The organism is Formivibrio citricus, from assembly GCF_900115065.1.
Taxonomy (GTDB): Bacteria; Pseudomonadota; Gammaproteobacteria; order Burkholderiales; family Chitinibacteraceae; genus Formivibrio; species Formivibrio citricus.
In genome coordinates, this window is the sequence record NZ_FOVE01000001.1 from 250,629 (window position 1) to 276,635 (window position 26,007).

General features: G+C 57.3%; 20 protein-coding genes. 19 read left to right on the forward strand and 1 reads right to left on the reverse strand.

The window, feature by feature from the left end; translation table 11 throughout:
• Nucleotides 1-222: 222 nt before the first annotated feature.
• Complete coding sequence (locus BMZ36_RS01005; protein ID WP_091189842.1) at nt 223-3,075, reverse strand: DUF2135 domain-containing protein; 2,853 nt, start codon at nt 3,073-3,075, stop codon at nt 223-225.
• A gap of 175 nt (nt 3,076-3,250) precedes the next feature.
• Between BMZ36_RS01005 and BMZ36_RS01010 the strand changes: the two genes are divergently transcribed.
• The 19 genes from BMZ36_RS01010 to BMZ36_RS01105 all read left to right on the forward strand — a co-directional run bounded on the left by BMZ36_RS01010 (nt 3,251) and on the right by BMZ36_RS01105 (nt 26,004).
• Nucleotides 3,251-4,018 carry an S-methyl-5'-thioinosine phosphorylase gene (locus tag BMZ36_RS01010; RefSeq protein WP_091189846.1) on the forward strand — a complete coding sequence of 256 codons (768 nt, stop codon included), beginning with the start codon at nt 3,251-3,253 and terminating at the stop codon, nt 4,016-4,018.
• Between the two features lie 10 nt (nt 4,019-4,028).
• Nucleotides 4,029-5,465 carry a tetratricopeptide repeat-containing glycosyltransferase family protein gene (locus BMZ36_RS01015; protein ID WP_091189851.1) on the forward strand — a complete coding sequence of 479 codons (1,437 nt, stop codon included), beginning with the start codon at nt 4,029-4,031 and terminating at the stop codon, nt 5,463-5,465.
• Nucleotides 5,466-5,555: 90 nt separating this feature from the next.
• Nucleotides 5,556-6,722, forward strand: coding sequence for a UDP-4-amino-4,6-dideoxy-N-acetyl-beta-L-altrosamine transaminase (gene pseC, locus BMZ36_RS01020; RefSeq protein WP_091189855.1), 1,167 nt, complete (start codon nt 5,556-5,558; stop codon nt 6,720-6,722).
• A 2-nt stretch (nt 6,723-6,724) separates the two neighbouring features.
• Entirely contained in the window at nt 6,725-7,426 is a 702-nt protein-coding gene (gene pseF / locus BMZ36_RS01025) for a pseudaminic acid cytidylyltransferase (RefSeq protein ID WP_091189858.1), read from the forward strand.
• Nucleotides 7,426-8,442 carry a UDP-2,4-diacetamido-2,4,6-trideoxy-beta-L-altropyranose hydrolase gene (pseG, locus tag BMZ36_RS01030; protein WP_177187724.1) on the forward strand — a complete coding sequence of 339 codons (1,017 nt, stop codon included), beginning with the start codon at nt 7,426-7,428 and terminating at the stop codon, nt 8,440-8,442. The genes pseF and pseG overlap by 1 nt, the downstream gene beginning before the upstream one ends.
• A complete protein-coding gene (locus BMZ36_RS01035; RefSeq protein ID WP_091189863.1) occupies nt 8,442-9,089 on the forward strand; it encodes a formyltransferase family protein in 648 nt (215 codons plus the stop codon). Before pseG ends, BMZ36_RS01035 begins: the two co-directional genes overlap by 1 nt.
• A gap of 2 nt (nt 9,090-9,091) precedes the next feature.
• Entirely contained in the window at nt 9,092-10,144 is a 1,053-nt protein-coding gene (pseI, locus tag BMZ36_RS01040) for a pseudaminic acid synthase (protein ID WP_091189866.1), read from the forward strand.
• The gene (locus tag BMZ36_RS01045; RefSeq protein WP_091189869.1) at nt 10,141-11,142 is read left to right on the forward strand and encodes a Gfo/Idh/MocA family protein; all 1,002 of its coding nucleotides are present in this window, start codon (nt 10,141-10,143) and stop codon (nt 11,140-11,142) included. The genes pseI and BMZ36_RS01045 overlap by 4 nt, the downstream gene beginning before the upstream one ends.
• Nucleotides 11,139-12,182, forward strand: coding sequence for a UDP-N-acetyl glucosamine 2-epimerase (locus BMZ36_RS01050; protein ID WP_143085938.1), 1,044 nt, complete (start codon nt 11,139-11,141; stop codon nt 12,180-12,182). The genes BMZ36_RS01045 and BMZ36_RS01050 overlap by 4 nt, the downstream gene beginning before the upstream one ends.
• A gap of 4 nt (nt 12,183-12,186) precedes the next feature.
• Nucleotides 12,187-13,473: a DegT/DnrJ/EryC1/StrS family aminotransferase gene (locus tag BMZ36_RS01055; RefSeq protein ID WP_091189875.1), complete on the forward strand. Its 1,287-nt coding sequence runs from the start codon at nt 12,187-12,189 to the stop codon at nt 13,471-13,473.
• On the forward strand, nt 13,470-14,018 hold the full coding sequence (locus BMZ36_RS01060; RefSeq protein WP_091189878.1) for a GNAT family N-acetyltransferase: 549 nt from the start codon (nt 13,470-13,472) through the stop codon (nt 14,016-14,018). Before BMZ36_RS01055 ends, BMZ36_RS01060 begins: the two co-directional genes overlap by 4 nt.
• Before the next feature lie 9 nt (nt 14,019-14,027).
• The gene (locus BMZ36_RS01065) at nt 14,028-15,284 is read left to right on the forward strand and encodes a class I SAM-dependent methyltransferase (protein ID WP_091189881.1); all 1,257 of its coding nucleotides are present in this window, start codon (nt 14,028-14,030) and stop codon (nt 15,282-15,284) included.
• Nucleotides 15,281-19,987 carry a glycosyltransferase gene (locus BMZ36_RS01070; protein WP_091189885.1) on the forward strand — a complete coding sequence of 1,569 codons (4,707 nt, stop codon included), beginning with the start codon at nt 15,281-15,283 and terminating at the stop codon, nt 19,985-19,987. Before BMZ36_RS01065 ends, BMZ36_RS01070 begins: the two co-directional genes overlap by 4 nt.
• Nucleotides 19,988-20,685: 698 nt before the next feature.
• A complete protein-coding gene (locus BMZ36_RS14775) occupies nt 20,686-22,212 on the forward strand; it encodes a flagellin N-terminal helical domain-containing protein (protein WP_091189896.1) in 1,527 nt (508 codons plus the stop codon).
• Nucleotides 22,213-22,294: 82 nt separating this feature from the next.
• Nucleotides 22,295-22,681 carry a flagellar protein FlaG gene (locus tag BMZ36_RS01085; protein ID WP_091189900.1) on the forward strand — a complete coding sequence of 129 codons (387 nt, stop codon included), beginning with the start codon at nt 22,295-22,297 and terminating at the stop codon, nt 22,679-22,681.
• 43 nt (nt 22,682-22,724) lie between these two features.
• A complete protein-coding gene (fliD, locus tag BMZ36_RS01090; protein ID WP_091189998.1) occupies nt 22,725-24,752 on the forward strand; it encodes a flagellar filament capping protein FliD in 2,028 nt (675 codons plus the stop codon).
• An 18-nt stretch (nt 24,753-24,770) separates the two neighbouring features.
• On the forward strand, nt 24,771-25,235 hold the full coding sequence (fliS, locus tag BMZ36_RS01095; RefSeq protein ID WP_091189902.1) for a flagellar export chaperone FliS: 465 nt from the start codon (nt 24,771-24,773) through the stop codon (nt 25,233-25,235).
• Nucleotides 25,222-25,542 (forward strand): flagellar protein FliT, encoded by a 321-nt coding sequence (locus tag BMZ36_RS01100; protein ID WP_091189905.1) that lies wholly within the window; start codon nt 25,222-25,224, stop codon nt 25,540-25,542. The genes fliS and BMZ36_RS01100 overlap by 14 nt, the downstream gene beginning before the upstream one ends.
• Before the next feature lie 42 nt (nt 25,543-25,584).
• Nucleotides 25,585-26,004: a DUF2802 domain-containing protein gene (locus BMZ36_RS01105; RefSeq protein WP_091189908.1), complete on the forward strand. Its 420-nt coding sequence runs from the start codon at nt 25,585-25,587 to the stop codon at nt 26,002-26,004.
• The last annotated feature ends 3 nt before the right edge of the window (nt 26,005-26,007 follow it).

A 26,007-nucleotide genomic window follows, 5' to 3' on the forward strand; every position in this document is an offset into this window, starting at 1 on the left:
TTGATTTTATCAGGCGTTCCGTACTGCAGTGCAAGATGTTTTTGGTAATTTTTGATGTAAGGAGGGGGTGGTGACGAGCGGCGGAACGCGCTTGGAATGAACAGCACCTGTTTCACCACAGAGTCACAGAGACAGGGAGAAAATCGAACCTCAAGTTTGCATGGCTCGTGTTTGTTTTTCTCTATGCTCTCCGTGCCTCTGTGGTGAATAATTTAGGATCAATTATTTGACTTCAAATTCCCCGACAAACACGGTTTCCCGGCTGCCTTTCAGGCGCAGGCTGACGGATTCCTGTTTCTGCCGCACTGTTCCGAAGTGCGTGAACAGGTTGAGTTGCAGGGTGGTGGCGCCGGCAACGATTTGCTGTCGATTGCCATAGAAGTTGGCTTCAATCTTGTACTTGCCGGGCTTGGCTTTCTTGAGCAGGAACTCTTCCGGCCCGTAACCGCCGGTGAAATCGCGCGACATGTGCCCGCCCTGATAGGTATTCCGGTGTCCGTAGTAGCATTTTTCGCCGTTGGGATCGGTGACCCAGAGATCCATGTCGCTGTTGTCCGCATCCCAAGTCAGTACCACGCGCAGATCGAGCGGCAGGTTGCGCAACAGGCGCGGGTCGATCTTGCTTGTATCGAGTTCGGGATGTTTGGCTGCAATGGCATTGAGCTCCCCGACTGCGATGAGTTCGATTTCGGCGAAGCGCCCGTCCCAAGGGCGAACGATGACTTCGTTGAGCTGGCCGATGGCCTTTTGCGGCTCACCGGCGGCGGCGTAGGCCAAACCCAGGTCGCGGAAGGATTGCGGCTCTTCTTCAGACAGGCGCTGTACTTCCTGTAAGACCGGGATGGCCAGTTTGGCTTCCTTCATCTGCAATAGCCGATAGGCCAGCAGGCGCAGGATGTGGCGGTTTTCCAGATCCATTTCCGCGAGGTTGGAGAGAATGCGCAGGGCCAGCGCTTTTTGCCCGCGTTCCATGAAGTGGTCGGCCACGTCCAGATAGAACGCCGAACTGTTGGCCCAGCTCGGTTTTTCATCCAGATAGGCCCGATAGAGATCGGCGGTTTCGGTGGCTTGCAGGCGCTTGAGATAGGGTGTGTCCGCCGTCCACTTTTTGAGCGTGATGCCGATCTGTGCCGCTTGGTCGTCACGCGCCGGGGCACCTGCGCTCTTGGCCATGGACGGGGCAGGCGCCCGCATCGCCATCGGGGCAGGGCGGGGGGCTTCGTCGGCCATTCTTTGCTCTGCCATTGCGCTTTCTGCTCTGGCTGCTTTTTTCGGGGCAGAAGATTTCTTGGGTGGTTCATCCTTGGGGAAGTCTTTTTCCCACCAGGCAATCCTGGCCTTGAATTGGGCCACGACCGATTCGATCTGCTTCTGGCGGCGGCTATCGATTTGTTGCCGCTTGCGGGCTCTTTGGCGCTCGAATTCGTCGCGCAGCGATGCGGGCGGAACGATGTCGTGGCGCACGTAGTCTTCTACCCGGTCGAGCACGATCAGCGAGGTTTCGCGGCTCGGTAGGCCGAAACGCAAACCCAGGCGGCGAATTTCGCCACGGTTAAAGCGATATTCGCCATTGAGTTGCGCCATGCGCAGGGTTGCCCAGTGCTGGGCGATTCCGGGCGTATCGTTGGCTTGTTTGCGGATGGTCAGGTTGATGGCGGTTTTCGATCCGGAGCCGGCAGCGATTTCTCCGTGCAGTTTGCCTTGCGATGCAGTCAGGCGGCCGGCAACCAGCAACTGGCCGTTTTCCGCGCGCTGGCTGGCGATAACAATTTGGTCCACGCCTTCGCCTTGCGGCTCGTCATTCCACTTCGCGCCTTCGTTGAGCAGCGCCTTGGCCGCTTCGTCGACCGAACCGGAAAGGTTGACGAGCCAGCCCCCATGACGGGCGGCGAGCGCTGCAAGTCGATCCGTATCAGCACCGGAGGCCGAATTGATGGCGAACAGTTTGGGAGAATTGGCTGCCGTGCCGGGTTTGAGGGCCGGGAAACGATCCTCGCCGTAATTGGTTTGCCCGTCGCTGAACAGCAGGTATTCGCGCACTTCGGGCTGGACGGCGAAATCGAAACGGGTTGCGCCGTCGTATTGCGTGTTCTGCAATGCCTTGCGCAGGCTGCTCCAGTTGCCGTTCACGATGCGGTGAACCTCGACGGCCTCGGGCTGGTCGCGCAAACGCTGCAACCGTACTTCGCCATTGCCCAGCGCCTTGAAGTAACGGTCCAGCAAGGCGAGTTCGCTGTCGAGTTTGCGCGCGGCGCCCGAACCGGAGCTGTCCCACAGCAGGCCGACAACCTTGGGAATGGCTCTGGGTTTCATGTTCCGCGATCCCGCCGGCTCGGCGGCCAGGAAGTAGGTGTCGCCGTCAAAGGTTTGGGTGTAGACCTGCGGTTTGCTGTCCGGCTTGAGCGCAAGAACCAGCTCGCCCTGCGGATTGAGCGCGCGATTTCCGCTCTGGACGCGGAATATGTCACCTTCGCGACGGAAAGTGAGGGGGGCGATCGAATTGACCGGGACAGGTGCACTTTGCAGACCTTGTGCCTCAACGTTCAGGCGAAAATCGGCGACACCCTTGGCAAATTGCAAGGGCAGGCGGTAACGCAAGCCTTGCGGACCGGGGCGCAGGATCTCGCTGACCATAATCTGGACGCGGCGTTCGCCTTGCGGCGGAATGGGGTAGACGCGCAGGCGAAATTGGTTGCCGCCGGTGGATTCCAGCAAGGCCGGATCGACGCGCTGGCGCACGGTCTCTTCAAAAATCTGCCGCCCCTTGGCTTTTTCGACCGGAACGGCCGGGCGGAAATCCTTGCCGAAATCGAGCGCAAACCCGCTGACCTGTTGGCCGTCCAGCAGCGGCAAGCGCAACTGGCCTTCCAGTTGCCGCGCATTGGGGTTGTAAAAGGTCAGCTCGTACGTGGTGTGCGCCAACAGCCCCGCGAGCTTGCCTTGCACTTTCACTGCCTTGAGCTGGACGGGGCGTTCCGCGCCGATGGTTTCGAGCAGGGGCGGCGTGCTGGCAAAAGAGGTGGGCAGGACCAGTGTCAGCAGGAAGCCGGACAGTGCAAGCAGACGTTTGAACATGATGCGCCCCGCGCGCTGGTTGGTTGAATCTCATGATAAGCCATGAATATGTGTCCTGTGCTTGCTTTGTGCTGGCTGGCGAGTTCTGTTTTGATGGATGAGCTTGGGATGGACGGCAAGTTGCGCAGAGCCTAAGATTCAACTTCAAGTAAAGTATCAAGATCGAGGTGTTTCCATGCTCGCCATCATCGGCGGAACCGGCCTGACCCAACTGGCCAATCTCAACATCACCCGCCGCGAGGTTGTCCGCACCCCGTATGGCGATCCTTCCGGCGCATTGACCTTTGGCGAAATCAACGGCAACGAAGTCGTGTTCATTGCACGTCACGGTTACGGCCACACCATCCCGCCGCATGAAATCAACTATCGCGCCAATATCTGGGCGCTGGCGCAGCAGAAAGTGCGTGGCATTGTTGCCGTGGCCTCGGTGGGCGGAATTCGCGAAGACCTGCCGCCCGGTACGGTGGTGATTCCCGACCAGATCATCGATTACTCCTGGGCGCGCAAGCATACCTATTTCGAGGGTGCGGACAGGCCCGTGACCCATGTCGACTTTACCCTGCCTTTCAGCCCGGATCTGCGCGAGGAAATTCTGCGTGCCGTGCGAGGCGTGGCCAACTGCGCGCGCGACGGCGGGGTATATGCCTGTACGCAGGGACCTCGCCTGGAAACCAAAGCCGAGATCAAGCGCATCGAGAACGATGGCGGCGACATGGTCGGCATGACCGGCATGCCGGAAGCGGCGCTGGCCCGCGAACTCGGCGTGCCCTATGCCATGCTGGCCGTGGTCTCCAACTGGGCTGCCGGCAAGCATGACAGCGCAACGGAAATCCATCTGGATGCCGCCAACGATGCCTTTGCGGCAGCCATGAAGAAAGTGCACAAGATTCTGGAATGCATGAGCGGCGCGTGCACGCCTTGTCATATGACCATGGGCAATTGACGTGAATATCATGAGCGGGGAAAAACTGGCAGAGCTGAAGAATCAGGCCGTCGCCCATCATCAGGCCGGGAGACTGGCCGAGGCGGCTGCGGCTTATCAGCAGGTGCTGGAACAGGCGCCAAAGGATGTGGATGTCCTGCACCTCCTGGGCTTGCTGGCGCACCAGTCGGGCAAATCCGAACTGGGGCTCAAGCTCGTGAGCGAGGCGCTGGGGCACGATCCGCGTTTTGCCAGAGGCTACAACACCCTCGGCTTCATCCTGCGCGACAGGGGGATACAGGAAGAAGCAATCAACTGCTACCGCGCCGCGCTGGAGATCAAGCCCGGCTATGTCGAGGCGCGCAACAATCTCGCAGCGGCATTGCTGGATACGGGGTGCGCTGAAGAAGCCCTGCTTCATTCTGAACAAGCCATGGCAGCCAGCCCCGATTCGCCGGAGGTGCTCTACAACCACGGCAATATCCTCAAGGAACTGGCGCGTTTCGACGAGGCCGCTGCCAGTTTCGAGCGCGCGTTCGCCTTGCGCCCAGGTTTCGCGCAGGCGCTGGGCAATTTGAGCGTGGTTTGCCTGATCCGCGGCGATTATGCTCGCGGCTTCGAGTTGTACGAACAGCGCTGGCATACCTTTGCCGGTGGCGAACAACTGCAGCGGCATGGACACCTGCCGCGCTGGCAGGGCGAACCGGGGCTGGGGCGCAAGTTGTTGCTGTGGGCGGAGCAGGGGCTGGGCGACAGCCTGCAGATGGTGCGCTACCTGCCGCAGGTTCTGGCGACGGGCTTTGCCGAAGTGGTGCTGGAATGCGATGCGCCGCTGGTCCGGTTATTCCAGGATTCATTTCCGCAGGTCATCGTGCGCGCGGTCGACGGCAGCTCCCATGCGGCCGATCTGCAATGTCCGCTGATGAGCCTGCCTTTCGTGTTTGGCACCACTTTGTATACGGTGCCGTCGTTCGTTTCATACCTGAAGGCACCCGATGAGGCGCGAGCCCGCTGGCAAAATGTGTTTTCCGGCGAGCCTCGGCACAAGGTCGGCCTGGTGTGGCGTTCCGGAAAATACGGAGCCGGGCGCGAGCAGCAGCGCAAGAGCATCGATACGGAATTGCTGGATACGCTGGCGGAAGTCGGGAATATCCGTTGGTACAGCTTGCAGAAGGATGAGCCGGCCCCGGCTTGGATGGTCGATCTGGCGCCGCGCTTGACCGATCTCGCGGAAACCGCCGCGGCCATTGAAGAACTGGATCTTGTCATTACAGTCGATACCGCCGTGGCGCATCTGGCCGGCGCGCTGGGCAAGCCGGTGTGGCTGATGCTCAAATTCGACAGTGGCAATTTCTGGCTGACGGAATGCCATGACAGCCCGTGGTATCCTTCGATGCAGATTTTCCGTCAGCAAAAACCGGGTGACTGGAGCGGCGTGCTGGCGCAGATTGAGGCCGCTTTAAAATGATTGAATTCAATAGTCATGAACAGACCAGCCTGTTTAGGGGTGGTATTTTAGGTGGCGTGATAATTTAAGAAAACGAAACACTTGGAAAACATGAAAACAAAGCGATCTATCCCATATGGCCATCAGTCCATAGATGATGCCGATATTGCCGCAGTTGAGGCTGTATTGCGCTCCGACTGGTTGACGCAAGGTCCCGCGATTGCCCGTTTCGAGGCGGCTGTCGCCGCACGGTGTGGAGCTCGTTATGCAGTGGCCGTATGCAACGCGACTGCGGCATTGCATATTGCCTGTCTCGCCATGGGTATCAAGCCTGGTGACCGGGTATGGACTTCGCCTAATACCTTTGTCGCCAGTGCCAATTGTGCGCGCTATTGTGGTGCGGTGATCGATTTTGTCGATATCGATCCGGATACATTGAATCTTTCTGTTGACAAACTTGCCAAGAAACTAGCAGAGGCTGAGCGAGCGGGCCGCTTGCCGCAATTGCTCATCCCCGTTCATTTTGCTGGGCAATCCTGTGATATGGCCAATATCCGCCAGTTGGCGGATCGCTATGGTTTCCGACTTCTGGAGGATGCCTCGCACGCGATTGGAGGCAGTTATCGAGGGCTACCCGTGGGGGCTTGTTCTTTCAGTGATGCGGCGGTATTCAGTTTTCACCCGGTCAAAATCATCACGACCGGAGAGGGTGGTATGGTGGTGACTAATGACGAGAAATTGTATCGTCAGTTGCTGTTGTTGCGCAGCCATGGCATTACCCGCGATCCTGATCTGATGGAGGGTGAAAATGAAGGAGCGTGGTATTACCAGCAGGTGGCGCTCGGGTTCAATTACCGGATGACTGATATGCAGGCTGCGTTGGGTGAAAGTCAGATGATCCGGTTGGATGGTTTTGTGGCGCGGCGTCGTGAACTGGTCGCGCGTTACCAGAAGGCTTTTGCCGATGCGCCGATTCAGTTGCAATCCGTGATTGAAAGTACAGATCCGGCATGGCATCTATTTATCATTCAGACTTTGCGCCCAGAACAGCGTCGTCCTTTGTTCAATGCCTTGCGTGCAGCGGGGATCGGCGTCAATGTCCACTATATTCCGGTGCATACCCAGCCTGATTTCGGACGTTTAGGGTTCAGGCGGGGCGATTTCCCGTATGCGGAGGACTACTACGAACGGGCCATTTCCTTGCCGCTCTATGCAGGACTGAGTGACGAGGATCAGGATTATGTGATTGAGCAGGTATTGAAAGGTTTGAGAGGTTGAACATGAAAGTAGCCATTATTCCTGCACGGGGAGGAAGCAAGCGTATCCCACGGAAAAACATCAAACCGTTTCTTGGCAAACCCATGATCGCGTATTCAATTGGTGCCGCGAAAGAGTCAGGTGTTTTTGACCGGATTATGGTTTCGACTGATGATCCGGAAATCGCCGAGGTGGCGCGCGCGGCCGGTGCGGACGTACCGTTTATGCGTCCGGAAATCCTTTCCGATGATCATGCCATTACCGTCGATGTTATCCGGCATGCCGTGCTGTGGTGTCTGGATAATGGCATCCCGGTGGAATATGCCTGCTGCATCTATGCCACGGCCCCCATGGTTCAGGCGCGCTACGTCCGTCAAGGGCTGGAGATTTTGCAGTCGAAGGCGGATGCCGATTATGCCTTTACCGTGACCTCATTCCCCTTTCCGATTCAGCGGGCTATCCGGATTCGCCCGGACGGTGGGGTCGAGGCCTTGCATCCCGAGTTTCGGAATACCCGATCGCAAGATCTTGAAGAAGCCTTCCATGATGCCGGGCAATTCTACTGGGGTCGGACCCGTGCCTGGCTGGATCGAGCGCCGTTCTTTGCCCCAGCCTCGCTGCCGATTATCTTGCCGCGCCATTTGGTGCAGGACATTGATACTGAAGAAGACTGGCGTCGTGCAGAACTGTTGTTCCAGGCATGGAAGGCTGGCGGGGCCGCTTGATGCGCGTGGCGATCCGGGCAGATGCCTCCGCAAAGATCGGCAGTGGTCATGTAATGCGCTGTCTGACGCTGGCAGATGAGCTTGCAGGTCGTGGTGCACAGATCATTTTTTTGACTCAGGATACGATCGGCGCTTTGGCCGATCGCATTTGCCTGCGCGGGCATGAATGCCTGCTGCTGCCTGACAATACCCCCGAATCCACCGCACGCAGACTGGCGGCGATCCGTCCGGATTGGTTGATCATTGATCATTACGGTTGCGATGCGGATTGGGAGGCGTGCCAGCGTCCCTATGCGGGGCGGATTTTGGTGATCGACGACCAGGCGGACCGTAAGCATGATTGCGATGGTTTGCTTGACCAGAATCTGCATCATGATCCGGCGGCGCGTTATCAGAGTTTGGTTTCACCGTTGTGCCACATGCTGCTTGGCCCATCTTATGCGCTGCTAGCGGAACGGTTTGTTCAATTTAGGATGCAACGAAATCCGTCTGGCGCCGTGCAGAATGTGCTGGTCAGTTTCGGAGGGAGCGATCCCACGGGAGAAACCCTGAAGTTGTTGCCGGAGTTTGTTCTGGCGCTTCCGGATTTGCACTGGCATGCCGTTGTGGGGGGACTCTGCCCGCAACTGGCAGAAATTCGTCGCTTGGGTGAGACGCATGCGGCGTTGACTGTTCATGCTGATATTGATTACATGCCGGAACTGATGCAGACGTGTGATCTTTTTGTGGGTGCGGGTGGCGCTACGACTTGGGAGCGGGCGTGTTTGGGGTTGCCTTCGATCGTGGCTGCGGTGAGCGACAATCAGGAAGCCTTGAGCGATTCCTTTGCCCGGACCGGCGCACAAATATATCTGGGGCGCGCCTCTGGTTTGCAGGCTGAGCAGTGGATTCACGCTATTCGAATGTTGTGTCAGGATGATGCGATGCGCTCTTGCTTGTGCGCAAAAAGCATGGCGTGCGTGGATGGATATGGTGTGCGGCGAGTGGCTGATTTTTTGATGGAAGGGTGTGCGTAATGCATCGTTATCAGGTTGATGTGCTCTGTACGGATCCGCGACATCCGGTGCGCCCTTTGCTGGAATCCTGGCGTGCCAGACAGGCTGCGCACGATATTGCCATTCTGGGGCATTCAAGCCAGTTGCGCGGTGGCGATTTTCTCTTTCTGGTGTCCTGCCAAGAAATAATTCGCGCAGAAATACGCAATCGTTACCGGTATGCCCTGGTGTTGCATGCCAGTCCCTTGCCGCAAGGGCGAGGCATGTCGCCGCATATCTGGCAGGTGCTGGAAGGCAAGCGCGAGATTACGCTGACCATGCTCAATGCTGAAGATGCACTTGATAGCGGCGACATCTGGGTGCAGCAGGTTTTTTGCCTGGAAGGGCACGAGCTTGCTGATGAAATCAATGCCAAACTGTTCGATTGTGAAATTGCTCTGATGGATTGGGCTCTGGAAAATTGTGAGTCTTCATCCCCTCGGACACAAAGCGGTGAGGGCAGTTTTTACCGCCGCCGTACGCCGGAAGACAGCCGGATCGATCCGGAAAAAAGCCTTGCAGACCAGTTCAATTTACTGCGTGTGGCGGATCCGGAACGCTATCCGGCGTTCTTCGACTGGCAAGGCCACCGTTACCATATTGTTTTGAAAAAAGCTGAAGAGAAATAGCCATGAGTGCTTTTTATATTGGCCATCGCCGCATCGGGCAGGATGCCCCCCCTTTCGTGATCGCCGAAATGTCCGGCAATCACAACCAGTCATTGGATCGTGCTCTGGAGATCGTCGATGCCGCAGCCAAGGCTGGTGCGCATGCATTGAAGCTGCAAACCTACACGGCAGATACCATGACGCTGGATCTGGATGAGCGGGAGTTCCATATCGGCGATCCAGACAGCCTCTGGACCGGTACTTCGCTCTACAAGCTGTATGAAGAGGCGCATACGCCTTGGGAGTGGCACAAGCCAATCATGGATCGCGCCAAGAGCTTGGGCATGCTGTGTTTTTCCACACCGTTCGACGATACGGCAGTGGATTTTTTGGAAACACTGGATGTGCCTTGCTACAAAGTGGCATCTTTTGAAAATACCGATTTGCCCCTGATTCGCACGATTGCCTCCACAGGCAAGCCAATGATCATCTCAACTGGCATGGCGACGGTAGCCGATCTGGATGAAACGGTACGCACCGCCCGTGCTGCGGGTTGCAAGGATATCGTTCTACTCAAATGCACCAGTACATATCCGGCCACGCCGGAGAATACCCATGTGCGCACCATTCCGCATCTGCGTGAACTGTTCGGCTGTGAAGTCGGGCTTTCCGATCATACGATGGGCGTCGGCGCAGCCATCGCTGCCGTAGCGCTCGGGGCAACCGTGCTGGAGAAACACTTCACGTTGCGCCGCGCCGATGGCGGTGTGGATTCGACTTTTTCGCTGGAGCCGGAAGAAATGGCGACGCTGGTGACAGAAACCGAACGTGCCTGGCAATCGCTCGGGCAGGTCAGCTATGGCATCACCAAGGCCGAGCAGAAGTCCATGATCTTCCGACGCTCTCTCTATGTGGTGCAGGATGTCGCTGCGGGTGAAGTCTTTACCGCTGAAAACGTGCGGGCGATCCGGCCGGGACTGGGCTTGCCGCCCAAAAATCTTGATGTGGTGCTGGGGCGTACAGCCAGTCGTGATGTCAAGCGCGGCACGGCATTTGACTGGACCTTGCTGGCATGATGCGACGAGCTGCGCTCATCGGTTGCGGCCGTATCGGATGCGAGTTCGACAATGATTCTGACAAGATCGGTATCTACACCCATGCAGCGGCTTACCATGCAGCATCCGGCGTCGAACTGTGGGCTGTTGCTGATCCCGATGCGGTGAAACGCGATGCCTGTGGCGAGCGCTATGGCATCCCGCTATCGCGGCGTTATGCGGATTCCACCAAACTACTGGCAGAGGAAAAGGTCGATATCATTAGCATCGCGGCGCCGGATGCCGTTCATGCCGAGGTCGCCAGACTTGCACTGGCTTCCGCTTCGGCTCGGGCGGTATTGCTTGAAAAGCCGCTGGCGTTGACGGTTCAGGAGGGACGGGCATTGCTGGCGCTGGCGGAAAAACGCAAGGTGATGCTGGCTGTCAATTATTCACGTCGCTATTGTCCGGCACATCGCGCGGTCAGGGATGCAATCCAGGGTGGAAAACTGGGCGCGATTCAAGCGGTTCAGGGCTATTACAGCAAGGGTATTCGCCACAATGGCAGCCATTGGCTGGATTTACTGCGCTGGTTCTTCGGCCCACTGGTTGAAATTCGCGCCACAGCGAGTGGAGCGGCCAGCCATGAAGGCGACCCGACACCGCATGTGCAAGTGCGCACTGAAAGCGGGGTGATCGCACAGCTTGCGGGCTTGGATCATCGCGCGTTTTCCTTGTTTGAGATGGATATCGTGGGAGAGTTGGGTCGTATCCGGTTGGCTGAAAGTGGCCACCGTATTGAGTGGTACCGAGTGGACAATAGCCCGTATTACAGCGGCTATCGTTTGCCGCGTCTTGAGCGGGTTGATGAGTTCGGCATGCACGATCTGCTTTTACACGCGGTGGAAGATCTGCTTGTGGCGCTGGATCAAGGGACGTTACCCGTCTGTGACGGTGCCGACGGTTTGGCGGCCCTGTGCGCTGCAGAAGCTGCGGTCAGATCGCTGTCCAGTCGATCCGTACAAAAGGTTGCATCGTGATGCGCGTCGCCGTGGTGGCAGGGGATCCGGGTGGTGCCAACGCGCTGGTTCCCGTGATTCAACTCTTGCAGCAAACCGGGCATGCCGTTCATCTGCATGCTTATGCGCAGGCAGAAACGCTTTGGCGTGCCAAGGGGTGGCAGGTTGCAGCTGCAAAGTCGGTTGAACTGGACGGCGTCGATGTCCTGCTGACAGGAACCTCGGTCAACCCGGAAATGTTTGAGCAGACGTGGTGGGAAAAGGCAGAGCAACAGGGCATCCCGTCACTGGCTTTTATTGATTTCTGGACCAACTATCGAGCGCGTTTTCTGAATGCGGCGCATGAACTGGTGCTACCTTCGCAAATCGCCGCGCCGGATGAGTGGGCCAAGCGGGAAATGGTTGCCGATGGCTTGCCGTCAGAGCGCATTGTGGTCACGGGGCAGCCACTGCTGGAGACCTTGGCGCAACGTGCTCCCTTGTCACCAGATGAACGAATCCGGATGCGCCGGTTATGTGGTGTAGATGAATCCCGATCACTGGCGGTTTTTGTCTCCCAGCCTTTGTGTGAAATGGACAGGATGCTCGGACGGACTGGCGGTATTGATGAGCGGGCAGTATTGCGAGAGGTCGAAGCTGTCTTGGCTGAGATGAAACGCCCAATAGCCTTGCTGGTACGTTTGCACCCCCGCGAGGACGCTGTTGATTTTACCAGTCTGGGCCAGGCTTGGCCGGATACTCGACTGGAAATGGCGCTGGCACCTCATGATTTACTGCGGGCAGCCGATGTCGTGATAGGGATTCACTCCATGTTGTTACTGGAAGCATGCTATCTGGGATGCAAGGTGTTGAGCTATCAGCCCGGTGGGCAAAAAACCGATCCGCTTCCTTCCAACCGTTTTGGCTGGAGCAAGGGTGTTTATCGCCGTGAAGCACTGGTCAATGTGCTGGGAGCGTTGCTGGACGGGATATCTGTGGTAGAACCGCCTCCTGTGGACGGGCATTCATGTAATCGATTAATTACGCAACTGGAAGAGCTGGTTGCGAGCAAAAAGGAATAGACAGATGAAAAGTGAACTCGCTTTACTGGGCGGAGAACCCGTACGCACCCAACCCTTGCCAGCCTACAATACCCTGGGTGAAGAAGAACGTCGTGCGGTCAATGGGGTGCTGGATGGTGCGATTCTGTCCAAATTCCTCGGTACTTGGTCGGCAGACTTCTATGGCGGGGAGCGGGTGCAGTTGCTTGAGCGGGCTTGGGAGAAGCATTTCGACGTTGCACATGCTGTTTCCATGAATTCGGCAACGTCCGGGCTCTATGCTGCAGTCGGTGCTGCAGGCGTCGGGCCGGGCGATGAAGTGATTGTCTCGCCCTATACCATGAGTGCTTCCGCTGCGGCGGCGGTGGTGTACGGAGGCATCCCGGTATTTGCCGATATTGATCCAGACAGTTACTGTATTTCCGCTGAAACGATTGCCCCCAAGATCACACCGCGTACCCGCGCCATCATCGTGGTCGATATTTTCGGTCACCCGGCAGACATGGATCCGATCATGGAACTGGCGCGCCAGCACAACCTGATCGTGATTGAGGATACCGCGCAGGCGCCTGGCGCAAAATACAAAGGCCGTTGGGCTGGTACGCTTGGGCATATCGGTGTGTTCAGCCTGAATTACCACAAGACTATTCACTGCGGCGAGGGCGGTGTGGCGGTGACCAATGATCCGCGACTTGCCGACCGTATGCGCCTGATCCGTAACCATGCCGAAACCGTGGTCAAGACCAAGGGCGAGACCGATATCGTCAATATGATCGGTTTCAACTACCGGATGACCGAGATTGAGGCTGCGATTGCGTTTGAACAACTCAAGAAACTGGATAAATTGGTGGCGCCGCGCCAACGCAATGCCGCTCGTCTGACCGAGCGGCTCTTACGTTTGCCGGGGCTGATCCCGCCCAAGTCGATGGGAGAAATCGAACACGGCTATTACGTTTATGCCATCCAGTACGATGCTGCGCTGCATGGTGTTTCCCGTTCGCGTTTTGTCGCTGCGTTGCGAGCAGAAGGCTTGCCGGTTGGCGAGGGATACGTAGAGCCTTTGTATCTGCAGCCGATGTATCAGCAGCGTATCGGCTTTGGGAAAAACGGCTTTCCGTTTACCTATCCAAGTTATCAGGGAACGCTTGATTACCGTCGCGGTCTGTGCCCGGTAACCGAAACCATGCATTTTGAAAAATTGGTTTATGCCGATTACATCCACGCTGGACTGAATGATCAGGATATCGATGACATTGCCACCGCCTTTGAAAAGGTGATAGGGCATATCAAAGAATTGACGGAGGCTTCATGAGCGCAGCGCAAACTTTTCTAGCAGCCGATCGCCTCTATCTGCGACCGCTGGAGTCAGAGGATGCCGATGGCCCTTATCCTTCCTGGCTGAATGACCAAGAAATTTGTTCGGGCAATTCCCATCATGTGCTGCCGTATAGCCGTGATGCGGCGCGCGATTATATCCGTAGTCTTGTTGCTCATCGGGACCAGTTGACGCTTGCCATTGTGCTGCGCGAAGGGCAGCAGCATGTGGGCAATATCGCACTGCAGAAATGGGATCGCTTGGGGCGATCGGCTGAATTTGCCATCCTGCTCGGAGAGCGCAGTTGCTGGGGCACCGGAATTGGCTTTGAAGCTGCAAAGCTGGTGCTGACGCATGGCTTTACCGCGATGAACCTGCACCGTATCCATTGCGGCACCTTTGCAGACAACGCCGGCATGATTGCGCTGGCTAAAAAACTGGGAATGAGCGAAGAAGGCCGCCGTCGCGAGGCTGTCTTCAAGGATGGTCAGTTCGTCGATGTGGTCGAATTCGGCTTACTCAAGAACGAATACAAACAATAAGGGGGAGCGATGAGCGAAGAACTCAAGGGTCTCATCGACTGGAAGACCGATGCCTGGAAAAATCCGGACATGGTGGCATGGTATGCCAACCGCATGTTCGAAAATACCGGCACTAACCAGTTGAAGCACCAATTGGAAATGGCATTGATCGCCCGTTATGCCACGGGGCCGACCGTGCTGGATGTCGGCATCGGAACTGGGCGCGGTTCGCTGCCCTTGGCTCGACGGGGTATGCAGGTCACGGGGGTGGATAGCTCGCAGGCCATGCTCGACGAAACGCGTCGCCAAGCGGGTGAGACACCCATCACTCTGACGACGGGCGATGTCGCCAATCTGCCTGTTCCGGATGCGAGCTTTGATTTCGTGCTTTCGCTCAACGTGGTGGTGCATTTTCCGCACTGGGACAAAATCCTCGATGAGTGGCAGCGTGTGGTCAAACCCGGCGGCCGCCTGATGTTCGATATCCACTCGCTTGATCATCTTGAAGCGGTCTACGGCGCGGGCGAACCGGCCGAAAAGATTGCCCGCGCAGGCGAAGCGGAAGGCCAATACGGCAGCTACATGTCGATGGCGCGTGCGCGCGACATTCTTGCCTGGGCCGATACGCACGGTTTCTCCGTGGTCGACATCGTTCCGGTCGGCGGCTTCGTGGTCTCGACCGCCAATCATTGGTTGGCCGATCTGGAGCGCAAGCACTGGTGGAATCGCCTCCTGGGCTGGATGACGACGGACCAGAAACTGTTCGATTTTGCGCTCTGGCTGGAGCAGGAAATCGTCTGGCGGCTGACGACGGCGGCTACGGGCCGCTTCATGGTGATTCTGGATGCGACGCCCGATCCTGAGCGCAACGCCGCATGGCTGGCCGGTCAGGAATTGCGCAACCGTGCACTGGCTGAAGGGCAGGTTGAGCGGGCATTGGGTGTGTCTCCGCAGAAGATCAGTCAGGGTATTCGCATGCAGGCACGTCACCCGCGTTGTGCCTACCTTTTGTACCAGTTGCTGGCCGGTATCGGTGCGCATGCACCGGAGCAATCCTTCGACGATTGGCTGCCAGATGAAATTCGCCGGATGTTCGCCGACTGGCGGTTGCAGGAACAGATCGATCAATACTCCTTGGCATTGGCGAGCCAGTGGCGCGAAGCCGACGGGTTCGACAACCGCTTTGCGCTGAAAGGCGTGCCGATTGGCCCCGGACTGGATTATCCGCTGATGCGCGATATCCTCACTGATTACCTTGGCATTTTCAACAAAGGGGAGTCTGCATGAAGCAGAGTGCCATCGTTTCCTTCTTGTGGCCGCGTTTCCAGCGCGCCCTCACGGCCTTTTGTCTGCGTGAACCCGGAGCGGTCATTCTGACGCCGGCAGGCCACTGCGATCCGAATTTCCTGGCGCAGATCGAACAACTCGGCGGCAAGGTCGTGGCGCTGGAATCCCTGCTCGGGCAGGAGGCACACGAATCGGCCCACCGGGAAGTCAACACGGCGCTGACCGACCTGGATCATTACTTCGAATCGGCTGGCTGGAAAGAAAAAGCCGGTGTGCTGGATGCCGATGATGCCCAGTTGGCTGCGGTGCTCAAGGGGCGGGCGCATGCCGAAGTACCGGGTCTGGCCCATATCGTCGAAATGCTGTCTGTCGCCGCCGAGCAATACGATATACGGCTCGTGGTCTTGAGCGAGGATGTGACCGTGCAGGGCAAGACCGCCGCGATTTGTGCCCGGCGCAATCAAGTTCCCTCGTTGCAGGTCATGCATGGTGTTGCATTGGCCAAACCCTTTACCGTGCATGGCGCACTGTTCGCCGATTATGTCGCGGTGTACGGCCAGCGCGGGCTGGAAAGCTATCTGGATGTCGATGTCGATCCCAAGCGCTGCTTCCTGACCGGCAACCCGGCTTGGGACCACTATCCCGCGTGGATGTCAGATCGGCCCGCCTGTCGCAGCCGGCTCGACCAGCGTTACAAGTTGCAGAAAGATGCGCCAATCGTGGTGTTCGCCACGACGTGGGCACATTACCTGACGGCAACGGCCGATCCGAAGGTCTTCGAGCGCACGCTGACTCAGTTCTTTGAAGCCGTGGCCGAACTGCAGCGATCCGGGCTTAAGGCCAATTTCGTGGTCAAGGGGCGCGGCGCGGATGCCAATTACGATGAGGTGGCGCAGGCTGCCGGGTTGGAGGAAGGTGATTATCTCTATGCCACTGCCGATACCGAGGATTGGGTTTGCGGCTCCGATATCGTAATCGGTGCAGATTCCAATATCGAAGTCGAATCGATGATGGCGGGCACCCCGACTATCAACTTGATGAACTGGTTCGGCTTGCGTCTTGGCCCCAGCTTCGATGCCCAGTCCGGTGTGATCGAGGTTGAAGGGCGCCAGCTTGCCCAGGCAATTGCCCGGTTGCTGACCGATCCCGACCATGCTGCCGAACAGCGTCAGCAATTGCTGGCCGCCGCGCCGCGCTACAATCTTGGCGTGGACGGCAAGGCATCCGAGCGCGTGGGCGAGCTGATGCAGCGCCTGATGCGCCCGATCCAGGAAAAGAAATACCTCTGGCAGCAATTCCTCGATGTCGAGGACATGGATGCCAGCGGCTATCACGACGTTGCCAAATCGCATCTCGTGGACATGATTACCTGCGAACCGAAAATCGCGCTCGATATCGGCTGTGCGGCGGGCGGCACGGGTGCGCTGGTCAAACAGCGTTTTGCCGGTTGCCAGGTCTGGGGCTTTGAATTGAACCGGGCTGCAGCGCGCATGGCTGCCAACCGGCTCGACCGGGTACTGGTCGGCAAGTTCGAGGATTTCGATCTCGAACTCGAAGGCATCGCCAAGGGCAGCGTCGACGTGGTGATTCTCGCTGACGTATTGGAGCACATGTACAACCCTTGGCAGGTCATGACCCGGCTGCGCCCGTATCTCTCGCCCAAGGCGCAAGTGATCGTCAGCATCCCGAACGTGCGCAACCTGGCGCTGATGGAAGACTTGGCGCGTGGCAATTGGCGCTACGATTCATGGGGCTTGCTCGACATTACCCACATCCGCTTTTTTACCTATGCCGAAATGGTGCGTTTCTTCCAGGAAACCGGCTATCGCGTGGCGCACAACGTGTGGGGTATCGACGACCGCCTGCGCGATCTTTACCACCAGTACAAGGACGTTTGCCCGGCCACGATCGATACCGGCAAGATGGTGCTCAAGGATGTCAGCATCGACGAACTGGGCGAGCTGTGCAGCCTGCAGTTCTGGATGGTGGCCGAGCCCGCGGACGAGCAGGCACAGGCGCCTGTGCATGACAGCAAGCAGCGCGCCTACGCCCGCTACCTGCAGGATCACTCGCTGAGCCCGGTCGAGGCCAACCAGTTCGAACTGCGCATGGCGCAGTGGCCGCATCATCCCCGCTACCACTTCGCAATCATGGCCCACAATCTGCCCGGCGAAGCGCTGCTGCAAACCATCCGCTCGTTCTCGGAGCAGTACTACTACAACGTGCGCTTGACGGTGCTATCCGATCAGCCTGCTCCGGCCGGTTTGGCAGAAGGGCAACTGGAATGGTGGCAAACGAGGGGTGAACTTTTCGCGGAGATCAACAGTGTCTTTGCCGAAACCGATGCCGACTGGTGCGGCGTGGTGTCGGCTGGGGATCAGGTTGCGCGGCATGCCTTGTTGTTCGTGAGCGAGGCGCTGCACACCCATCCCGACTGGCAGGCCGTCTACGGCGACGAAGACGCGCTGGATGCCTACGGCAATGCCGGCAATGCCCTGTTCAAGCCGGATTTCAGCATCGATTATCTGCGCAGCCTGCCATATGCGGGCAGTTTCGTGCTCTTCAAGTGCGCCGCTCAGGCACCGGGCAGTTTCGATGCCACTTATCCCGGCAACGAAATCTACGACCGCATGCTGAGGGTGTACGAACAGGGCGGCGCCAAGGCCATCGGCCATGTGGCGGAAGTGTTGTTCCATCGCGCACACCTGCAACGTTACGACGATTTGCCGACCCAGTTGCTGGTGGATAGCGGCATGGCTGCGGTCAGGGCCCATCTGGCGCGCAGTCAGGTCAAGGCGCAAGTCGAATCCGGCCTGCTGCCGGGCAGCTACCGGGTGAAATATGCGCTGGATAGCCGGCCGCTGGTTTCGATCCTGATCCCGACCCGCGAGAAGCCGGGACAGTTGCAGCGCTGTCTGGAAGGCATTCTGGACGGTACCGATTACGGCAACTATGAAGTGTTGATCGTCGATCACCAGAGCCAGACGCCGCAAGCCCGCGCCTATCTCGACCAGTTGATTGCGCTCGATAGCGAATCGCTGCGGGTCTACAACTACCCGGGCGATTTCAATTACGCCGACATCAACAATCTGGCCGCAAGCGAAGCGCGCGGCGAATACCTGCTACTGCTCAACAACGACACGGCCCCGCTCGATAAAGGCTGGCTGACCGAGCTTGTGAGCCAGCTTTCCCAGCCGGGAATCGGCGCGGTCGGTGCGCGCCTTCTGTTCCCCGATGGCAAGGTCCAGCAAGCCGGTTTCGTGTTGGGGCTGGAAGGTGCCGCGGAAACGCCGTTCTTCAACCTCTCCCACGAAGACCCCGGTTACCTTGGTCGCGCGCATACCGTGCAAGAGGTTACGGCTGTTTCGGCCTCGTGCATGCTGGTGCGGCGCGATGCCTACGAGGCCGTCGGCGGTTTCGATACGCGCTACGATGTGGCCTATGCTGATGTCGAATTCTGCCTGCGCATGCGCCAGGTTGGCCATCGCATCCTCTGGACGCCGCACGCGTCGCTGATGCACGACGCCGGTGCGACCATGCGGGATGAAAGCCTGTCCGCGGGCTTGCAGGAGCGTATCGTTGCCAACCAGACCGATTTCCTGCGCCTCAATCTGCCGGCGCTGGCACGTGACCCGTTTTACAACCCTAATCTTTCCCTGCGCGAGAAAGGCTGCAATCTGGAACAGCGCAAGGCGCTGACCTGGAATCCGCTGACCTGGAGGCCGTTGCCGCGCATTTTGGCCCACACCGGCGACAATATGGGGTGCGGCCACTATCGCGTAATCGAGCCCATGTCCGCAGCCACGCTGGCGGGCAAGATTGAGGGGAGTTACAGCTTTGGCTATTTCATGCCGGCGGAAATGGCGCGCTTCGAGGTCGATACCTGGTACCTGCAGCGCCAGTTCATGCCGGGACAGCGCGATTTGCTCAAGCGCTACAAGGAAATCCATCCCTGCAAAATTGTGTTCGAGCTGGATGACCTGATCACCAACCTGCCCAAGAAAAACGTGCATGGCGCGGGTATTCCCAAGGAAGTGGGCGATTGGCTGGCCGAATCCCTGTCGCTATGCGACCGCTTCATCGTCACCACCGATTACCTGGCCGAACAGTACCGCCATATGATCGACGACGTGCGTGTAGTCAACAACACGGTCTATGGCGCCAAGTGGCTTGATCTCAAACCGCAGCGCCGCACCTCGCGCAAGCCGCGTGTCGGCTGGGGTGGGGGGGTGAGCCACACCGGCGATCTGGAGCTGATCGTGGACGTAGTCAAGGAGCTGGCCAATGAAGTGGACTGGATCTTCTTCGGCCTGTGCCCGGATGCCATTCGGCCTTATGTCAAGGAATACCATCCGGGCATCCCGATCGATCAATATCCGCAAAAGCTCGCTTCGCTGAATCTCGATCTGGCGATTGCCCCGCTCGAAATTCACCCGTTCAACGAAGCCAAGAGCAACCTGCGCCTGCTCGAATACGGCATTCTGGGTTACCCGGTCATCTGTACCGACATCCTGCCGTACCAGGGCGATTTCCCTGTCACCCGGCTGCGAAACGATCCAACGCTCTGGACCAAAACCATCCGCGAACATGTGTCAGATTTGGATGAATGCGCGCGCATGGGCGATAGCCTGCGCGAGCACGTGATCAAGCATTGGCTGTTGGAGAACAAGCTGGATGAATGGGTGAGGGCATGGCTGGATTGATTTACTTGGTCCGGCCAGGATGAGTTTGAATTTTTGTCGTCATATCGCCGCAGAGCGGTATCCTGCGACGAAACTGCGGCAAGCCCACAGGACCCCGGCCCTGCGCCGAGGTGGGCGTTCAAAAATATGGCCGACTGGTCGCTGACACTTCCAGTCTGGCACTCAGATGCCGTTTCGGGAGGGGGGGCATTCCCTTGCCTGAGCCGTGACCAGGCAAGCTAGCCCTGTCTCTGACGGGTTGATCAAAAAGCAACAGTCTTCGAGATTGCGAAGCATGAAATGTTGATGGCAAACAGGTCGAACCGGTGTCTGGAAAACCTTGCGAATCCGCAGTGCCTTTGAGCACGCTAGGGCGATCAGGACCGGACGCGCGAACGGCCCATTATGACACGGGCAAGTAAGCCCTCCCCAGAGTCCGGATATACGTGTGCAGTCGAGGCTACAGTCAAAAACGTGAAATGCTTGCAAGTCGGGGGGAGTCCATGTACGGATTCACTCCGACAGGGATGTTTTCTCCCCCACAATCAAGTCTAAAGTTTTCGGCTGGCAGGCCGAAATAGCGGACAAGCGTGGAGTTTTGTAACTGCGCCGGGATTTTTGAAAAATCTGCCCTAAAGTTATTCCAGGTGCAGACGATATAAAGTAGGAAACTGGCTTTGTGCCGGTCTGGATAATTCAACTCTCCCAAGGAGAAGATCATGGCATCAGTTATCAATACAAACGTACCGTCGTTAACGGCGCAGCGTAATCTGAGCAAGTCTCAGAGCAGCTTGAACACCTCTCTCCAGCGTCTCTCCTCGGGTTTGCGCATCAATAGCGCCAAGGATGATGCTGCTGGCTTGGCTATTTCCGAGCGTTTTACTTCGCAAATCAAGGGCTTGGATCAGGCTAAGCGCAATGCCAACGACGGGGTTTCCCTGGCGCAAACCGGCGAAGGTGCGCTGTCGCAGATGAGCGATTTGCTGCAGCGTGTTCGTGAACTGGCTGTTCAGTCGGCCAACGCTACGAACTCCCTGACTGATCGTCAGGCTATCAATTCCGAAGTGACGCAGCTTGTTTCCGAGCTGGATCGCTTCTCGCAAACCACCGAATTCAACGGCCAGAAACTGCTTGATGGTTCGTTTGGCTCGGCAACGTACCAAGTCGGCGCCAATGCCAACCAGACCATTACCGCTACGACGGCTAACTTCCGTACCAGTCAGTATGGTTCCTATCAGTTGGGTAACGCGACGACAAATGCCTCAACGATGTCAACCGGTGGTACTACCCAATCTGGGATTATCAGCGCGCTTGCCACCGCTTCGTCCTCAGGTACGGTTGTTACCGGTAGCACGGCAGGTAGCTTGGTGCTGAATGGGGCCATTACTTCAGCAACGGTTGCTGTAGATGGTAACGACTCAGCCAAGGATGTTGCCACCAAGATCAATGCTGCAGGTACGGGTATCAAGGCGGATGCCAAGAACGAGTCGATTCTTACTCTGGCGAACGGCTTCTCTTATTCCTTGGCGGTGACGGGGAATGGCTCGGCTACGATCAGCTTTACGGTTAGCAATAATGACTTGAATGCGGCTGTTGCGGCGTTCAACGACAAGTCCGGTCAGACCGGGATTACCGCCAAGCTGGTTAACAACAACGCGAACATCCAGTTGACCAGTGCTGATGGTTCCGATGTTTACCTGGTGGATAACGGTTCTGCTGCTGGCGGTTCCATCGCGGTGTCTGGCGGGTCGACAATGCAATTGTCCGGCGCCTACAGTACGAGCGGTACCGGCATGCGGATTGGCGGGCAGTTGACGCTGGATTCCGATAAATCCTACTCGGTTCAGGCTTCAGGTTTCGCATTCGGTGCCGGCGCAGTTGCGGCAGGTGTAGCAGCCTCTGGAACGACGGCTTCGGGTTCGACTCTGTCCGCAGTGAGCGGGCTGGATGTAACGACCGTGGCCAACGCCACCAACGCCCTGCGTATCGTTGATAGCGCCATAGCTGCGATCAGCGGCCAGCGCGCCAAGTTCGGTGCCCTGCAAAGCCGCTTCGAAGCAACGATCAGCAACCTGCAGACGACTTCGGAAAACATGAGCGCAGCGCGCAGCCGTATCTTGGATACCGACTACGCGGCAGAAACCGCCAATATGACCAAGGGGCAAATTCTGCAACAGGCCGGTACGGCGATGCTGGCGCAAGCCAACTCGCTGCCGAACCAGGTGCTGAGTCTGCTGCAAGGCTAAATTGGCAGTAGAATGGTAAAGTAACAGTCAGCCCCGGCCAGGCAACAGCCTGCCGGGGCGCTACTCCAAGGAGGGACTGATCATGCAGATTCAACAAACGACAGCGGTGGCTGCGAGTTTGCCTGTGGCATCGGCAACGAACCATGCGGCTGGAAAATCGGCCCCGGAAACCTTGGCAGCCTATTCAGCCAAACCGGTGGAGACTGCAACTCAACAGGCCGTACAGGCTACTTCTTCCGCACCGCAGGATGAGGAAGTGAAAGAAGCTGTGGCCAAGGTCAATGAAATGGTGTCCGGCATGAATCGCGGGTTGGAGTTTTCCGTGGATGAAGACACCGATATCAAGATTGTCAAGGTGGTCGATACGGAATCCCGGGAAGTGATCCGTCAGATTCCCACCGAAGAAGTGGTGCAGATTTCCAAATGGCTGGATAAGTTGCAGGGCATTTTGTTGCGCGAACAAGCTTGAATTTTGTCAGTGGATCGCGGCTGCGGTCCCGGGAGGTGTGGTCATGGCCACGGTTTCTTCGTTAGGCGCAGGTTCCGGTCTGGATTTGGAAAGCCTGGTTAGCAAGTTGATGCAGGTCGAGCAGCAGCCGTTGACCAAGTTGGTAACCAAAGAGGCCAAGATTCAGGCCAAGGTTTCCGCTTTGGGTTCGCTGAAGAGTGCCTTGTCAACGTTTCAATCCAGTGTTCAGTCGCTGACCGATTCGTCCAAATTCCAGCAGGCCACGGCCAGTGTCAGCGATTCCACGATTGCCACGGTTTCTGCAAGCAGCACGGCACAGACAGGTTCCTATAGCCTGGAAGTGGCGCAACTGGCTGCGGCGCACAAGTTGAAATCTGCAGCGTATACCAATACGACCGACGAAATCGGAACGGGAACGTTGTCGATTCAGTTCGGCACTTATAGCGCTGGCGTGTTTACCGCCAACGCCGACAAGCCGGCAGCAACAATCACCATCAGCTCTTCGCAGAATACGTTGTCCGGTGTGCGCGATGCCATTAATGCGGCAGATGCGGGCGTATCGGCTTCGATTGTCAACGATGGCAGCGGCAACCGTCTGGTGTTGACGTCAAGTTCCACAGGTGAATCCAGCAGCTTGCGGATTACAGCCACCGATGACGATGGCAACAATACTGACAACAGCGGCTTGTCCGAACTGATTTACGATGCCTCGACTGGCGGTACTTCCAATATTTCTCAGGTGGTGGCGGCAAAAAATGCCCTGTTCACGCTGGATGGCATGTCGATTACCAAGTCGAGCAATACGGTGACGGATGTCATTTCCGGCATGACGCTCAATCTGTTGAAAAAAACGGAAACCGATTCACCGGTCACCATCTCCATCTCGCGCGATACCAACACCGTAACCAAGGCGGTACAGGATTTCGTCAAGGCTTACAATACCCTGAATGCCAACATCAAGGATTTGGGGCACTACTCCTACAACAAGGATACCAAGGTCGCCGATGCTGGTGCCTTGCAGGGTGAATTTGCGCTGAAGTCCATCCAGACGCAATTGCGCGGTACGCTCAACGGTGTGTTGTCTGGTGGTGGTACCTACACCCGCTTGTCCCAAGTGGGGGTGACTTTCCAGAAGGATGGCACGCTGGCTGTGGATACGGCCAAGTTGAGCACGGCAGTCAAGAATAACGCGGCTGATGTGGCGAGCCTTTTCTCCGCGAACGGTGTTCCCACGGATGCGGGCATTACTTATGCCGGTGCTGGCGACAACACCACAATCGGTAACTACACGGTCAATCTCACCCAGCTTGCTACCAAAGGAACGCTCAATGGCGCGGCGATTACCGTGCCCGTGACCGTCGATTCTGACAATGACAGCCTGAAATTCGAAATAGACGGCGTGCAGTCCAACAGTATTACCCTGTCGCAAGGTTCTTACACCGGCGCGCAACTGGCTGCGGAATTGCAGTCCAAGATCAACGGCGATTCTGCGCTCAAGGCATCCAGTGTGACGGTGGCCGTGACATGGAATTCCACCTCGAACCGTCTTGAAGTCGTATCGAATCGTTACGGCTCGGCCTCGAAGGTCGAGATTACCTCGCTCGATACCAATACAACCTCGACGCTTGGCTTGAGCATGGGCGCAGGTACGGATGGCTTGGATGTGGCCGGTACGATTGGCGGAACAGCCGCTACCGGCAGTGGTCAAACATTGACTTCGACTGAAGGTGCTGCGACGGGGTTGAAGCTAACGGTGCAGGGGACAACGACCGGATATCGCGGTACGATAGCTTTCAATCGCGGTTTCGCCTATCAGCTCAACAAAACGCTGGATAGCCTGCTTTCGACCTCCGGCCCGATTGCCGCGCGTGTCGATGGCTTGAATGCCAGCGTGAAGCAGATCGATTCGCAAATGGAACGCTTGCAAACCCGTTTGGAAGATACTGAAGCGCGTTATCGAAAGCAATTCACGGCACTGGATACGACGGTTGCCACAATGAAATCGACCAGTAGCTATTTAACCCAGCAGCTTGCCAGCTTGGCAAGTTTGTCGGGCTATAGCTCTGGTTGATTAGGCAAGGAGATATGAATGAGCATCGCAGCTCGCAAGGCGCTGAATGCCTATAACCAGAACAGCCTGAATGCAGCAGTAGAAGCTGCTTCTCCTCACCGGCTGATTATCATGCTCTATGAAGGAGCCATCAAGGCGGTGAATCTCGCCAAGCTGCATATGCAAAGTGGCGCGGTAGCCGGAAAGGGAGCTGCCGTTTCAAAGGCAATCGCCATCATCGAAGAGGGCTTGCGCCTTTCCCTGGACAAGGAAAAAGGCGGCGAGCTGGCAGAGAATCTGGATGCACTTTACGATTTTATGGCCCGTGAATTGCTGGAAGGCAATCTTCGCAATGATGAAGCCAAGCTGGATACGGTGCTGCGTTTGCTGACAGATCTGAAGGAAGCTTGGGAGAGCATTGACCCGGCCAAGCAAGTTGCAGCGCAACCGGCCCCGGGCAATGTCCAGCGCGATGAGCAGCCGTTGAGCTATGGGCGCGTCTGATAGTTTTTCTGCCTACGAGGGCGCGCGTTCGCTGGTTTCCGGGTTGCTGGAATTGGCGCGTTCGGAAAATTGGGATGCGTTCACGGAAGCGTTGCCCGAATACATGGCTTGCGTGACGCAATTGCAGGCAGTGGATTGGGCAAGTCTTTCCCTCTCGCAGCAAAAACAGTTGGCAGGAATCCTGGAAGAGTTGAAAATTCTTCAGGATGAGCTGGTTCAGTGCTCCGAAGCTCGCAAAGGCGTGCTTGCTGGCGAGCTGCACAGCCTGCACAACGAGAATAAACTTGGAAAGGCGTACCGCATGTAATTGCCGTGTCCCGTGTGCTCCGGGAAACGGAAGGGGCAATCAATGGACGGCATTGTCATTACTTGGCCACAGCTTCTTTATCTTGGCCTGATTCTGGTTCTTTTCTATGCAGCAGAGTTGCTGCTGTTCTTGCGCAAGTCTTCACAAGGCAAACCCCGGGAAGCACAATTTCGCCGGCAGCTCGAGTCACAGGCGGAAGAGATTGCCGCGCTGCGCCAAGAGATGGAAAGCTTGAAGGTGCGCCTCGCATCTCTCCAAATTCAGCAGATACGGCACGAGCCGCAGGAAGAAGAGGTTCAGACCGGGTTTGTTTCAGAAGCTCTTCATGAAGATGCAACGCCGTATAACCTGGCCATTCGCATGGCCCAGTCGGGTGCGGATGCCGATCAAGTCGCTGCCGGCTGCGGTATTTCGCGCGGGGAAGCTGATTTGATCGTTGCGCTTTACCGTTCCCAAACCTGAGCA